Annotated in this window: 11 protein-coding genes; 3 read left to right on the top strand and 8 right to left on the bottom strand. The window is 66.5% G+C overall.

Annotated elements, in window-relative coordinates; genetic code table 11:
• Window positions 1-28: 28 nt before the first annotated feature.
• Complete coding sequence (gene guaB / locus NET02_RS07915) at window positions 29-1,564, top strand: IMP dehydrogenase (protein WP_284056848.1); 1,536 nt, start codon at window positions 29-31, stop codon at window positions 1,562-1,564.
• A gap of 309 nt (window positions 1,565-1,873) precedes the next feature.
• Here the strand turns inward: guaB and NET02_RS07910 are convergent, their stop codons facing one another.
• The 5 genes from NET02_RS07910 to NET02_RS07890 all read right to left on the bottom strand — a co-directional run bounded on the left by NET02_RS07910 (window position 1,874) and on the right by NET02_RS07890 (window position 6,397).
• Window positions 1,874-2,911: a zinc-dependent alcohol dehydrogenase gene (locus NET02_RS07910; protein WP_284056847.1), complete on the bottom strand. Its 1,038-nt coding sequence runs from the start codon at window positions 2,909-2,911 to the stop codon at window positions 1,874-1,876.
• 41 nt (window positions 2,912-2,952) lie between these two features.
• Window positions 2,953-4,353 carry a GTPase ObgE gene (obgE, locus tag NET02_RS07905; protein WP_284056846.1) on the bottom strand — a complete coding sequence of 467 codons (1,401 nt, stop codon included), beginning with the start codon at window positions 4,351-4,353 and terminating at the stop codon, window positions 2,953-2,955.
• 310 nt (window positions 4,354-4,663) lie between these two features.
• Window positions 4,664-5,161 (bottom strand): M67 family metallopeptidase, encoded by a 498-nt coding sequence (locus NET02_RS07900; protein ID WP_284056845.1) that lies wholly within the window; start codon window positions 5,159-5,161, stop codon window positions 4,664-4,666.
• Window positions 5,158-5,436, bottom strand: coding sequence for a ubiquitin-like small modifier protein 1 (locus NET02_RS07895; protein WP_284056844.1), 279 nt, complete (start codon window positions 5,434-5,436; stop codon window positions 5,158-5,160). The genes NET02_RS07900 and NET02_RS07895 overlap by 4 nt, the downstream gene beginning before the upstream one ends.
• A gap of 31 nt (window positions 5,437-5,467) precedes the next feature.
• The gene (locus NET02_RS07890; protein WP_347711024.1) at window positions 5,468-6,397 is read right to left on the bottom strand and encodes a PLP-dependent cysteine synthase family protein; all 930 of its coding nucleotides are present in this window, start codon (window positions 6,395-6,397) and stop codon (window positions 5,468-5,470) included.
• A gap of 390 nt (window positions 6,398-6,787) precedes the next feature.
• On the opposite strand from NET02_RS07890, the gene NET02_RS07885 reads away from it, so the two are divergent.
• Window positions 6,788-8,641 (top strand): protein kinase domain-containing protein, encoded by a 1,854-nt coding sequence (locus NET02_RS07885; protein ID WP_284056842.1) that lies wholly within the window; start codon window positions 6,788-6,790, stop codon window positions 8,639-8,641.
• Between the two features lie 171 nt (window positions 8,642-8,812).
• A complete protein-coding gene (locus tag NET02_RS07880; protein WP_284056841.1) occupies window positions 8,813-9,667 on the top strand; it encodes an MBL fold metallo-hydrolase in 855 nt (284 codons plus the stop codon).
• Window positions 9,668-9,715: 48 nt separating this feature from the next.
• Here NET02_RS07880 and NET02_RS07875 read toward each other — a convergent pair whose 3' ends face one another.
• The 3 genes from NET02_RS07875 to NET02_RS07865 all read right to left on the bottom strand — a co-directional run bounded on the left by NET02_RS07875 (window position 9,716) and on the right by NET02_RS07865 (window position 13,516).
• Window positions 9,716-10,591 (bottom strand): ABC transporter permease, encoded by an 876-nt coding sequence (locus NET02_RS07875; protein ID WP_284056840.1) that lies wholly within the window; start codon window positions 10,589-10,591, stop codon window positions 9,716-9,718.
• Window positions 10,591-11,532 carry an ABC transporter permease gene (locus tag NET02_RS07870; protein WP_284056839.1) on the bottom strand — a complete coding sequence of 314 codons (942 nt, stop codon included), beginning with the start codon at window positions 11,530-11,532 and terminating at the stop codon, window positions 10,591-10,593. Before NET02_RS07870 ends, NET02_RS07875 begins: the two co-directional genes overlap by 1 nt.
• A 199-nt stretch (window positions 11,533-11,731) precedes the next feature.
• Window positions 11,732-13,516, bottom strand: a complete 1,785-nt coding sequence (locus NET02_RS07865) for an ABC transporter substrate-binding protein (protein ID WP_284056838.1) — start codon at window positions 13,514-13,516, stop codon at window positions 11,732-11,734.
• Window positions 13,517-13,942: the final 426 nt, after the last annotated feature.

Genomic DNA, 13,942 nt, shown 5'->3' with positions numbered 1-13,942 from the left:
GTCGAAAATCGTCAGGGGGTGAGCAGCGATGGTAATCGCACAGGATCCGGCACAACCCAAAATCGTGGAGGTCCCCGCGCTCGAGACAGTCATTGACGAGAAGCTGGTCGGGAGCGGCCTGACGTTCGATGACGTCCTGCTCATCCCGGCCGAATCCTCCGTGTTGCCGAAGGACGCCGATACCCGGACGCGCCTCACGCGCACCATCTGGCTCAACATCCCGATCGTGTCCGCTGCCATGGACACCGTGACCGAGGCGCGAATGGCTATCGCGCTGGCGCGCGAGGGTGGTATCGGCATCATCCACCGCAACCTCTCGATCGAGGAACAGGTCGCCGAGGTAGACAAGGTCAAGCGCAGCGAGTCCGGCATGATCGTCGAGCCGGTTACCCTGCGCCCGGACGACCGGGTGCGAGACGCGCTCGCCGTCATGGAGCGTTATCACATCAGCGGCGTTCCGATCACTGATGCGCAGGGCAAGCTGGTCGGCATCTTGACGAACCGCGACTTGCGATTCGAGGAAGACCTCGATCAGCCGATCGAACGGCTGATGACCAAGGAGAACCTGATCACCGTTCCGGTCGGCACGACGCTCGACGAGGCGCGCGAGATCCTGCACCAGCACAAGATCGAGAAGCTCCCCGTGGTGGACGAGCGCGGCTACCTCAAGGGGCTGATCACGGTCAAGGACATCCAGAAGCGCATCCAGTACCCCAACGCTACCAAAGACTCGCAGGGACGGCTCCGGGTCGGCGCGGCCATCGGGGTCGGCCCGGACGCGCTCGAGCGGGCCGCGGCGCTGGTCGAGGAAGGTGTCGACGTGCTGGTCATCGACACCGCGCATGGCCACTCGCTCGGCGTCATCGAGATGGTACGAGCGGTCAAGTCACGCTGGAGCGTCGAAGTGATCGCCGGCAATATCGCCACCGGCGAGGCCGCGTTGGCCCTGATCGAAGCTGGTGCCGACGCGGTGAAGGTGGGTGTGGGCCCAGGTTCGATCTGCACGACCCGCATCGTCGCCGGTGTCGGCGTGCCCCAGATCACGGCCATTATGGACGTGGCGCGGGTCGCGCACGCCTACGACGTGCCGGTCATCGCCGACGGCGGCATCCAGTTCTCCGGCGATATCGCCAAGGCCATCGCCGCCGGGGCCGATACGGTCATGCTCGGCAGCCTGCTAGCTGGCGTCGACGAGAGCCCCGGCGAGGTCATCCTCTACCAGGGCGAGCGGTTCAAGGAGTACCGCGGGATGGGCTCGATCGGCGCCATGAAAGCCAGGTCGTACAGCAAGGATCGCTACTTCCAGCAGGACGTCGAGAGCCTGTCCAAGTTCGTGCCCGAGGGCATCGAGGGCCGCGTGCCGTACAAGGGACCGCTGGCGAACATCGTGTACCAGCTCGTGGGCGGTTTGCGGGCTGCGATGGGCTACTGCGGCGCCGCAACCATCCGAGAGCTTCAGGAGAAAGGGCGCTTCATCCAGATGACCAGCGCGGGGTTGCGAGAGAGCCACCCGCACGACGTGGTCATCACCAAAGAGGCGCCGAACTACCGGCTGACTCGCTAGTTGGTGTGAGGACGATTAATCATTCGCCCTCACGCGCACCTGTGACCGCAGTTCCCTGCGCAGGGGCGCGTCGCGACGCGCCCCTGCGTTGTCCGGCAGGCGTTCACCGCCGGTGCCAAGAGCTGTTTTCCGTTATCTGCCTCGCTGAGCGCCTCGTCCCCATGCCCGCAGCCTCACCCAATACGAGGGCGAATGCTTTTGCGCTCTGAACCATTCCCGCATCCGCGCGGAATAGCCCAGGGGACGAGTGGGCCCCGCACCGCGCCGACCCTGCCGTGATTGAACGGCGGCTAGGGAACGCCCCGGATATCACAGCGCTCGTTCAGCGTCCGGAGACGGCTGCAGGAAGACCTTTACCACGTCGTCCTGGCACTCGAGCAGGCGCTCGAACCAGATCGCCCCGTCATCCAGGGGAGCAGTGACTGTTCGCCCCGGAAGCGATACCTTCCCCTGGTGCAGCCAGCGCAGCGCGGTGGCGAAGTCCTCGGGAGTGTACGCGAACGAACCGACGCACTCGATCTCCCGGCGCACGATCGCGTTGATCTGGAGCAAAGACTCGGGCTCGTGGAGGCCGAAGAAGACGACGCGTCCACCCGGCTCGACGGACTCGAGGCACAGCCGGCGCGTCGCTGTGCTTCCCACCGCATCGATCGCGATAGCTGGCCCCTCCTCGCCCAGGCGCTCGCGCACCTGCTGAGCCACATCGGCGCTCGGGACGATCCCCACAGCGCCCATCTCTTCAGCGTAACGGAGACGATGAGGGTTCCGTTCAACGGCGATCAGTCGCTCGACGCCATACACACGGAGCACCTGGAGCATCAGGAGGCCGAGCGGCCCCATGCCGACGACGAGCACGGTCTGCCCCGGCAGCGGATGAGCCTGCCGTACGGCTCGGATGGCGCACGCCGTGGGCTCGGTCAACGCGGCCCGATCGAGCGGCATGCCGGGCGGCAGCGGGTAGACCGCGCTGGCCGGAGCCGCCACGAGCTCGGCATTGCTGCCAGGCAGCGAGGCGCTCAGCAGGCGCCGGCGTGGGCAAAGGTGCGGCCGGCCACTGAGACAGAGCCGGCATTCCTGGCATCCGATCAGCGGATTCACAGTCACCGGTTGGCCAGTAGAGAAGCGCCCCTCGACCCCGTGTCCCACCTCCGCGACCCACCCGGAAAACTCATGGCCGAAGATCAGGGGCGGCCGGCGCAGCTCGTTCTGGCCGAGATAACCACTGAGCTCGGATCCACAGATGCCCGAGTACGCCACGCGGACGATCACCTCGCCCGGGGCGGGTTCCGGAGCTGGAACGTCGCGCACCCGCAAGGTTCGGGGTGCCTCGTAGACTAACGCTCTCATCGACGCGTTCCTATCGTCTCCTCGCTCCTGCCCACGCTGCATTACCCCTCGTCCGAGCCCTCAGCCGGCTCCTCCAGGCCAAGCTTCCGCGCCAAGCGCTCACGCTTGGTCCGCCGGCGACGCCGCTCGGCCTCTCGCTCCGCCTCCAGTACCGCCTCGTCCCAGATCAGCTCTTGGCCAGCCACATGGACCACGTCCCCTGGCTGGATCCCCAGTTCCTCCAGCTTGCGCGTGATCCCCCACTTGCGCAGCAGTGCCTGGTAGCGATCGGCCGCCTCCTCGTTTCCGAAGTCGGTCATCTGCGTCAGCCGCTCGATCCGCCGCCCCCGCAGCGCGAAGTGGTGGCGCGACAACCGCTCCGCCTCCCAGGCGCCCGCATCCTCGCTCGCCAAGGTGTAGACCCGGCGCCGTGGCTCATCGGCCGGCAGCGGCTTCGGCAGGGATCGCAGCCGCTCCCAAAGATAGAGCAGTAGCTCCCCTACTCCCTCACCCGTAGCCGCCGAGATCGGAAAGACCGTGTAGCCCAGGCGCTCCAACGCACCTCGCAGCCGCGGCAAGTTCGCCTGCGCCTCCGGTAGGTCGAGCTTGTTGATCGCCACCACCTGAGGCTTGCCCGCCAGCTCGGCCGAGTACGCCGCCAGCTCCTCGTTAATGGTGTGGAAGTCCGCCAGCGGGTCGCGCCCCTCGAGGCCCCCCGACCCATCGAGCACATGGACCAGCAGCCGCGTGCGCTCCACATGGCGCAGGAATTCGTGCCCCAACCCGGCCCCTTGCGCCGCGCCAGCGATCAGCCCGGGGATATCGGCCATCACGAACGAGCCGCCGTCACGGCCCGGGATCGTCACCACGCCCAGCACCGGCTCCAGCGTGGTAAAGGGGTAATCGGCGACCTTCGGCCGGGCCGCGCTGGAGGCCGCCAGCAGGGTCGACTTCCCCGCGTTGGGAAGCCCAACCAACCCGACATCGGCCAGGAGCTTCAGCTCCAGCCGCAGCCACCGCTCCTCTCCCGGCTCCCCCTTCTCCGCCAGCCGCGGCGCCTGGCGCGTGGGAGTCGCGAAGTGCTGGTTCCCCCGCCCGCCGAGGCCGCCGCGGGCCACCAGCAGCGTCTCCCCCGGCTCCACCAGGTCGCCCAGCAGCTCCCCGGTCGCGTCGTCGTACACCACCGTACCCGGCGGCACGTCGATGACCAGATCAGCCCCGTCTCGCCCGCTCTGCTTCTTCCCACGCCCCGGCTCGCCGGACTCGGCCCGGAAGTGCTGCTGGTAGCTGAAGGCGAGCAGCGTGTTCACCTGCGGGTCGACCCGCAGGTAGACGTTGCCGCCGCGCCCGCCATCGCCGCCATCGGGCCCGCCCTTGGGCACGTACTTCTCGCGCCGGAAGCTGATCGCCCCGTTGCCTCCATTCCCTGCCTTGACGTAGATCTTCGCCCGGTCGTAGAACATCGCTCCCTCGTCGTCGTTCTTCGGTGCTCGAGGCAATGATACCGGCTGTGCCAGGACATGCCCTCCTGGCAGTGCCTGCTACCCGATGGGAGCACCAGCCGGTACGGATGCGACACCGGAAGAATCACGCCGAAGAGGACGCGCGGCCGCTCGCCATCTCGGGGCTCATCTGGCGAAGCGCTCCATGTCGCGGCGCAGCATCGACCGCCGATCAAGAGGTCAGTCCGCGGCACCGGTCTGGGTCCGCTTACACTGCGCCAGAGGTTATGAGCAGCGATCACGGAGGCGGTATGACTCCCCGGCTGTCCTGTCACAGGTTCGCGACACGGCCACCGGACGTGTCTTCCACCACGATCGGAACTTCGGTCACCTGACCGTCCACGATGCGGAAAGCCCGGAGGTCGGGCCGCTCAGGGTCGGCCAGCGAGCAGATCAGGTGGTAGACGTGGGGCCAGTAGGCCGCGAACTCGATATCCGTGCGAGATGGCCTCGCTGGTGTCGCTGGATGCGAGTGATAGTTTGCTATGTGCTCCAGCCCTTGTGCCTCGATATCGCGTAGCGCGCGGAACAACTCTTCCGGATCCATGAAGTAGCGCTCGGTGGGGAGAAGGACCGGATCGGCCCCCACCCGCGGCATCAGGTCGCGCTCGGCAAAGAGATCCGCGGCCTGATCGGCCCGGTTCGCGATCTGGTAGACACGCTCGACCAGGTCGCCTCGGCCAGCTAGGAGGCCGCAGCACTCGCGGGGCGCTTCCCGCTGGGCATGCGCGACGATCGCCTCGTAGTGAGGCCGAGGCAGGCGGATCATCGGCCCCCTGCCATCGCCGGGATGATGCCGACCTCGTCGCCCTCGCGCAGCGGCGTGTCGAGCCCTTCGAGCGAGCGCACGTCCCGGCCGTTGACGAAGACGCTCACGAAGCGTCGGAGACGACCGTCGGGCTCGCAGATCCGGTCGCGGATGCCGGGAAACTGCGCGTCCAGCTTCGCCAGCGCCTCGCTGACCGTCCCCGCCTCGACCTGCACCGATGCCTGCTCGTTGGTGAACCGGCGCAAGGGCGCCGGGATCAAGACTGTGACCGCCACTCTCGCTCCTCTCCCTCGTCCTCGCTACGGCCTACTGCCACAATTGCGTGCTTAGATACTTTACTCCGCCATCCGGTAGGATCGTTACCACACACCCGCTCGACAACTCACGAGCGACCCGGATGGCCGCCACGATTGCCGCGGCCGCCGACGGGCCGACGAACAGGCCCTCCTCCCGGGCCAGTTGCCGGGCCATGGCGAAGGCCTCGTCGGTGTTGACGAGCTCCATCCGATCGACCAGCGAAGGATCGTAGATCGCCGGCAGCATCGCCGTCGGCAGGTGCTTCAACCCCTCAAGCCCGTGGAAGGCGTCGTCCGGCTGCACGCCGATCAGGACGACGTCCGGGTTGGCGTCCTTCAGCCGCCGCCCAGTTCCCATCATAGTGCCCGTCGTGCCGAGCCCCGCGACCAGATGGGTCACTTCACCACCGGTCTGCTCGAGGATTTCGACACCGGTGGTATCGTAGTGCGCTAGCCAGTTCGATGGGTTGCTGTACTGATCGGCATAGAAGTACCGATCCGGCTCGCGGGCGGCTAGCTCGCGGGCTAGCCGGATCGCGCCGTCGGTGCCCTCGTACGGGTCGCTGAAGATAAGGTTGGCACCGTAGGCGAGCAGGATACGGCGCCGCTCCTCTCCGATGCTCGCCGGGACGACCAGCGTCACCGGGAAGCCCCACGCCGCGCCGATCATCGCATAGGCAATGCCCGTATTCCCGGACGTGGCATCGAGGAGGGTCATGCCCGGGCGCAGGCGGCCATCGCGGCGCGCGTCTTCGACGATCCGGAGCGCGGCGCGATCTTTGACCGAGCCACCAGGGTTGAACCACTCGGCTTTAGCCAGAATCTGCACCTCAGTGCCTACCCCGAGCTGCGCGGGCACGCGCGCAAGGCGAAGTAACGGTGTTCGGCCGATGCGCTCAGTGAGTTGCTCACCCTTGATGCAATGCGCTCGCGATCCCATGACCCCTACCCACTGTACCGGCCTCAATGATGCCAGAAGCGTCCAGGCTGCGTCGCGCAGATCCAGAGCCAAACTGGGTGGCGGAGTACGTGGCTCGAAGACCGCTGTCGCCTCCGGCATCACCTCTAACCCCGGGGTGTAACCGCCTATTCCCAATGGCGTGGTCGGGGCCACTCGAGCTGGATGAGGGTACAATGCACGATACCCGAGAGAACTGCTCCGTACGCCACGACGAGCAACCTTTATTGTCGAGCCGTCTTCCGGTGGCGGCTGGGTTCGATCCCAGCGGGCATAGTACGATAACCTCGGATCGAGGCGGCTGCCGGAAGGGCCAGGGAGGGAATGGGCTCCGGCGCCGGGCGTTGAGGCAGTGGGAGAGGCCGCTCGCGGGTGCAGACGAAAGTCCTCAATGGACGATATCGCCTGGAAGAACTGATCGGTGAGGGGGGGATGGCCGTGGTGTACCGCGGCTACGACCTCGCCCTCAACCGGCCGGTAGCTGTGAAGATCCTGCGCGGCCAATATGGGAGCGATGCCAGCTTTCTCCGCCGCTTCGAGCGGGAGGCCCAGTCCGCCGCTCGCCTCGCTCACCCGAACATCGTCAATGTCTACGATGTTGGTCACGACAACGGCGTCCACTACATCGTCATGGAGTATGTGCGCGGCCAGACCCTGAAGCACCTGATCCTGCGCCAGGCACCGTTCCGGGTCGAAGAGGCTGCGTACGTCGTCAGCCAGGTCGCCGCCGCGCTCGACTACGCCCACCGGCACGGCCTCGTGCACCGCGACATCAAGCCTCAAAACATCCTGGTCGACGAGCAGGGCACGGTAAAGGTCACCGATTTTGGCATCGCCAAGGGGCTCACCGACGCCAGCCTGACCGAGGCGGGCATCGGCATGGGGACAGTGCACTATGTGTCCCCTGAGCAGGCGCGAGGCGAACCGGCCACCCCAGCTTCGGATATCTATTCACTGGGTGTAGTCCTCTACGAGATGCTGACCGGCCGCCTTCCCTTCGACGCTGACAACCCGATTGGCCTGGCCATGCAGCACGTCAACGCGCCACCGCCGTCGCCGCGGCAGTACAACCCCGATCTCCCTTCGCAGGTAGAGGCGATCGTGCTCCGCGCATTGGCCAAGGACCCGGCCCAGCGATTCCCCAGTGCCGGGGCACTCGCCGAGGCGCTGTCCCGCTGGCACCAGCAGCCGGCAACGGCCGGCGCTGCCTTTCCTCCACCGGCAGGCCGAGGCTCGAGCGAAGCGACGAGAGCGATGGGCCCTCGAGCCCGGCCGGCGCGCGTGCAAGGCGCTCCCCCTCCCCCACCTCGGGCTCTCTCACGCGGCGACGAGCTCGGCTGCGCGACCTGGTTGATCGGCTCGGCGATCCTCATCGGCATCGTGGCACTGGTGCTGCTGGCCTTCCGGATGGTCGACCTCAACCCTCTGGGCACCGGCACCCAACCATCGCCGACACCGACTGAAGTCGTCGCAGGAGTGGGAACAGCCACCCCCGGCTCGGGCACCCCCTCGCCGGCACCGACCCGCACCGCATCCCCCACTCCCACCCCCACACCGGCGCCAACACCTTCGCCGACGCCCGAAACAGCGCTGGTTCCCCAGTTGCTCGGCTCGACCCTCGAGCAGGCCGAGGCAGCGGCGGCCGTGGGCGACTTCCAGCTCGTGGTCGAGGAGGTGTTCGACAACGTGACGCCGGCTGGGGTTATCTTCGAGCAGGATCCACAGGCGGGCACTCCGCTGCCGAAGGGTTCCGAGATCCGCGTCACGGTCTCTAAGGGGCCAGAGTTCGTCACGTTGCCGAATTTGACCGGCCAGCCATTCACCGACGCCATCCGCCAGATACAGGAACTGGGGTTGAACTACGAGCGGGTCGAGGAGCCCAGCCGTGACGTGGCTGAGGGGCTGGTCATCCGGACTGAGCCGTCAGGCCAGGTGCGGAGCGGTGAGACAGTCACCGTCTACGTCAGCGTGGGTGACAAGGTTCGCGTTCCCGATGTCTTCGGAGTCCCTTACCAGCAGGCGAGGCAGCAGCTCGAGCAGGCAGGGCTGGTGGTTCGCAGCGTAACGCCCCAGAGTTGCCAGTACATTCGGAGCCAGGACCCATCGTTCGATTGCCAGAGATTCCCCGACGGCGGTGTCGTCAGCGGGACACTGCAGTGGAACTCCTGGGTACCGCGTGGCTCGGCCATCGACATTGCCTACTATGATCGCGAGGCCCAGGACTGACCTCCAGCATGGGAGTGTGGAAGGGCCACTGAGCGGCGCGTTGTCGGGTCGTCACCCCAGCGGGGCCGTCGCCCGAGGGGCGGCCCGGGTTCCGCTCTCCGTGATGCGCAGGGCAGGCCTCGGGCCATGGTGGCGACGGTGTCCTCGCCCGCGTCGAAGGCGACCGCCCAGGTGAGCGAGGAGCATACCCGCTCAGCCCCGCACTCCCGCCTGTGGTCGCTCGCGCCGATACGCTGCGCGCTGCTGCTGGCCGGTGGCCTGGCGCTGGGACTGGTCGCCGGCTGGCTGCTCTCGCAGTGGTCGCCCGGCGATCGGCTCGTCATCGGGGGGACGGGCCAGGAGCTCAGCGTGCTCCTGGAACTGGATGGCCGGCGGATCGTGATAGGCGGCGGGAGTTCACGCTCCGACCTCGTCGATTTCGTCGATCGCTCGACGCTCCCCTGGGATCGCCAGATCGACCTGCTGGTCGTGCCCGCCTGGGATGAGCAGCATCTTCCCGGCGCCCTGGAGCTGGTGACGCGTGGTCGGGTGCGGCGACTTGCCGTGCTCGGCCTTCCCGGCAACGAGCCGGCCTGGACCGCGCTCGAGCGTGCGGCCCAGAGGCGCGGAGTAGCGGTCACCTTCGTAGCCGAGCCGCAGCGCGTGGAGCTGTCGGAAACGGTCTGGCTCGTGCTGTACCCGGCGCCCGATGGCCGCGAAGCCCGCGGTGGGCACGTTTCGATCCGCCTCGGTGAGGTACAGATCGGCGTAGTGGACGCCCCACGAGGAAACGCAGATCACTGGCGCACGATCGCGCGCAGTCACCTGCTGGTCACGCTTCGGCAGCCGCCCGGTGAACTCGGTCCCGTACCGCTCCTGGCCCGCCCATCGCCACGACGTCCCAGCGACTTCGTGCCGATCGAGGCACAGTACGAGCTCGCGCTCGATCCAGGTCGGCGAGTGACGCTGCGGTTCAGCGCCCGGGAGCTACGCATCCCGCTCGAAGCCGTCGATCGCCCAGCGCGCCCATCTACCTCGATGCCATAGCCTCCAGCTCCCCTGCCTGGCCAGCCAGAGCCGGCGGCACGCCGGGAATCATGCCTGGGTCTTCGGGTCGAGTGCGTCACGCAGGCCGTCACCCACCAGGTTGAACGCCAGGATGGTCAACAGCAGCGCCAGGCCCGGGAAGAGCGAGAACCAGGGCGCATTGGTCAAGTGCACGGTCCCGTCGCGAATCATCTGACCCCAAGTCGGTGTCGGTGGGCGCACGCCGAGCCCGATGAAGCTGAGGCTCGCCTCTAGCCGGATAGCCGAGGCCGTCCACAGGCTCGCCAGCACCAGGAGCTCACCGACGATATTGGGGAGTATATGCCGGAAGAGGATCCGAGCATCTCCCACCCCGATGGCGCGGGCCGCCTCCACGAAGTCTCGCCGCTTGATCGAGAGCGCCGGGCCGTGGGCGATCCGGGAGAATCGCGGGGTGATCGTCAGCGCGATGGCGATGATCATCTTCCACAGGCCCGGGCCGAGCACTGCCAAGATCAGGAGCCCAGTGATCAGGTCCGGGAAGGCGAGCAGCACATCAGTGAGACGCATCAGCCAGGCTTCGGTCCGGCCTCCTCGGAACGCCGCAACGACACCCATTGCCGTCCCGAGGATCCCACCGAGTGCGACCGAGAGCAGTCCCACCAGCAGCGCGATGCGCGTCCCGTAGATCACGCGCGAGAGAATATCTCGTCCGAAGTCATCGCGCCCGAACGGGTACTCGCGTGACGGCGGTTCCAGCCGGTGAATCGTGCTCTGCTCGATCGGGCTGTGCGGCGCAAAGACCGGGGCGGCGACCGCGATTAGGAGCAGGAGCGCGACCATCACCAGCCCAACCAGCGCAGTACGGTTCCGTGCGAACGCCTGCACGCCGCGCCAGCGACGTTCGCGTACCCCTGCGACCGGCAGTTCTCGCGCCACAGCCATCATTCGTACCGTACCCTCGGGTCGACCACGCCGTAGAGCAGATCCGTCACCAGGTTGATCAGCACGATGATGAAGGCATACACGACCATGATCGACTGCAGCATCGTGTAGTCCTTCTGCTTCATCGCGCCGATCATCAGCTTGCCCAGCCCCGGCCGGGCGAACACCTCTTCGGTCAGCACCGAGCCGCCGATCAACGAGATCGCAAACAGCCCGATCAGGGAGACCAGCGGGATCATGGCGCTGCGCAGGGCATGGCCGAAGAGAACGACGCGCTCCGGTAACCCCTTGGCCCGCGCGGTGCGCACATAGTCCTCGTTCAGCACGCTCAGCACCACCGAGCGCGTCATCCTGGTAACGTAGGCCGCCTCGATCAGCCCCAGGCTGAGCGCCGGGAGCACCAGGGCGTGAAGATGGGCTCCTGGCTTCGAGAACTCGGCGGCGCCGAGGGCCGGGAACAGCCGCAGCCTGACCGCGAAAAAGTAGATCAGCAGGATGCCCAGGTAGAACGCCGGCACCGAGAGTCCAGCGAGCGAGACCACCCGCCCGACATAGTCCACGGCGGTATTCCGGCGAACCGCCGTTACGATCCCGATCGGGACACCGATCACCAGTCCCACCAGGATCGCCGCGGCCGTGAGCTCGAGGGTATAAGGCAGGACGTGGCGGATCTGGTCGATCACGGGCTGTCCGGTGATCAGCGATCGACCCAGATCGCCACGAGCGAGGTCAGCCAGGAAACGCACGTACTGGACCCAGAGCGGCCGATCCAGGCCCATCCGCTGTCTAAGGGCCTGGACAGCCTCTTCCGAGGCATAGTCGCCGAGCGCAGCGGTCGCCGGGTCGCCCGGTGCCACTCGGACGATAACGAAGATGATCGTCAGTACTGCCAGCAGCGTCGGAATCGCGAGCAGCAGCCGGCGGACGGTGTAGCGTACCACGGAGAGCGTCCCCGATCGTTCTTCCTCAGCATCCTCACGGGTATCGGGCCGGATGCGTCCACGACTTGCCCTTCCGTGTCCTTCAACGCGGGTAGCGCGGCCACTGTTGGGTGTGCCCGGCGCTTCAGGCGAGAAGTGGGGTTGTGTTCACTACTGGGCCGCTACCCGTTGAACACGCATTCCGGGTCGAGTGCTCCCCTTACCGCTGAACGGTTGTCTGCTCGGTGAAGCCAGGGTAGAGAGCCAGGCTGGACTTCACCTCGTGCCCGTAGTCGACTGCTTTGGACCGGCCATAGACCTGATTGATGTAGTGCAGCGGAAACCCTACGGCGTCTTGCAGAATCTTGATATTGGCCTGCTTCCACAACTCTTCTTGACGCTCGGGATCGGTCTCGACGCGCGCCTGCTCGATCAGGTCATCGATCTGGTTGTAGTGGGAGAAGTTCGTGTTCGGCCTCGGACCGGTAACCACGATCGAGTCCGAGTGGAAGAACTGCGTCAGGTAGACATCGGCGTTCGGGCGGAACGCGATGTAGATCACGATCGGGTTGACATCCTCGCGGATTAGCCGGTGCATGGTCGAGTGATCCACCACATCCAGCTCTACCGTGATCCCGATCTCGCGCAGCTCTTCCTGAAGCACCTCGTAGTTCTTGCGATAGGCATCCATCTCCGACGTCACCAACGTGAGCGAGAACCCATCACCGAGGCCAGCTTCCGCGAGCAACTGGCGCGCGCGGTCGAGGTCGCGGCCATAAGCAACCCCGGCCTGCTCGGCTTCCTCCTGGGTCAGCCCACCAGGCATGAACTGAGCCGGCACGACCGAAAACACGCTCTCCGCTACCGGTGGGCCGCCGAAGACCGCCAGGTGCGCCTCGCGGTCGATCGCGTAGAGAATCGCCTGCCGCACGCGGATGTCATTCAACGGCTCCCGTGCCATGTTGAGGTTGAGGAACGCGACCTCGCCCACCCCGAAGACGTCCGCCTGCAGGTTCGGTTCCTCATTGATCTTCTGTACCCAGGTCGAGTCGGCGACACCCCCGACAACGTCCATCTCCCCGGACTTGAGGGCGAGCTCCCGGCTGGTCGGATCGCTCATAAAGCGCACCTGGACCCCCGCTAGCCTGGGCGAGCCGCGGAAGTAGTCGTCGTTCGCTTGCAGCTCCACGCGATCCTTCGACGCGTAGGACTTGAACCTGAAGGGGCCGGTACCGATCGGATGGGTCTTGATTGCCTCGTCTCCCATCGCCTCAACGGCTCGCTGGCTGACGATGAAGCCGCCGTTGTAGTTGGCGACCTTCGGCAGGAAGAGTGTGGGCGAGAGCGGGGGATCTACCGTGATCCGAACCGTGTAGTCGTCGACCTTCTCGAACGTCATCCCCGCGTAGTCGGCCGAGTAGGCCGAGCGATCCTTGTTGGCCGACTTCTGGAGCGAGTAGACGACATCGTCAGCCGTCAGCTCGTAGGACTCGTTCTGCGGACCCGCGTGCCACATGACGCCCCGGCGCAGCGTGAAAGTCCAGACCTGCTTGCCATCGGCCGTCTCCTCAGGTTCTGGGATCTCCTCCGCGAGATCAGGCTCGAACTCGGAGCTATCGCCCGGCTTATAGCGGATCAGAGCGTTGAACACCATGTCGACGATGTTGCGATCCTGTGTAGCGGCAGCGAAATGTGGGTCGAGCGTTGTGATGTCCGCGGCATTGGCGCCATAGTTGAGCACCTGGCGCTCAGCCGGTGGCGGCGTACCAGCCTCAGGAGTCCCCGTCATCGTCGGAGTTCCAGCACCCGGCGCCGGGCTCTCAGGCGGCGGCGTTGCGCCGCCGGGAGCCGGCGCGGGCTCTTCCCGCTGGCAGGCAGCGAGCAGGGGGCCGACGGCCGAAGCGCCCATGCCGAGCAGCAAGCCACGGCGCAGCACATCCCGGCGCGTGGAGCGCCCCTCGATCAGGGTGCGCAACCAGCCTTCGAACGCGCGTTCGTTCTTCATCCTTCGCTCCTCCTCACAGTGGCCGCCCGCCGCGCGCCCGACCTGAGTTCTGTTCCGATGCTGCGAGGCTTCTCTTCGGGAACGCTGGGGTGGGTCGACGCCTGACGGCAGCATCTCGGCGACGCGGTGGAGCTCGGCGTACCGTCCGGCGAGGTCGGGCCGGAACGCGGAGCGAGCCGTCACGGGCACGATACGACTTGGCGAGATCTTACCGGCAATTCGGGGCACCTGCAACTTGGATGACCAGCGGGGAGCGATCCACCAGCGCGGCTGGCTTTGCCAATGCATCGGGATGAAGGCAAGGGCAGGACAATGGCACGCTGGGTCCTGGACCCCGCAACGTTTCACTAACTTCTCGAGTGTGGAGAGCGAAGGCGGCCAGAGCAGCGAGCTGTCGCTTTACGTTCCTGGTTTCGCGCGCACGCA

The organism is Thermalbibacter longus, from assembly GCF_023806485.1.
Lineage (GTDB): Bacteria > Chloroflexota > Chloroflexia > Thermomicrobiales > Thermomicrobiaceae > Thermalbibacter > Thermalbibacter longus.
The sequence above is the reverse complement of the archived record's forward strand: the minus strand, read 5'-3'. Positions and strand labels throughout refer to the sequence as shown.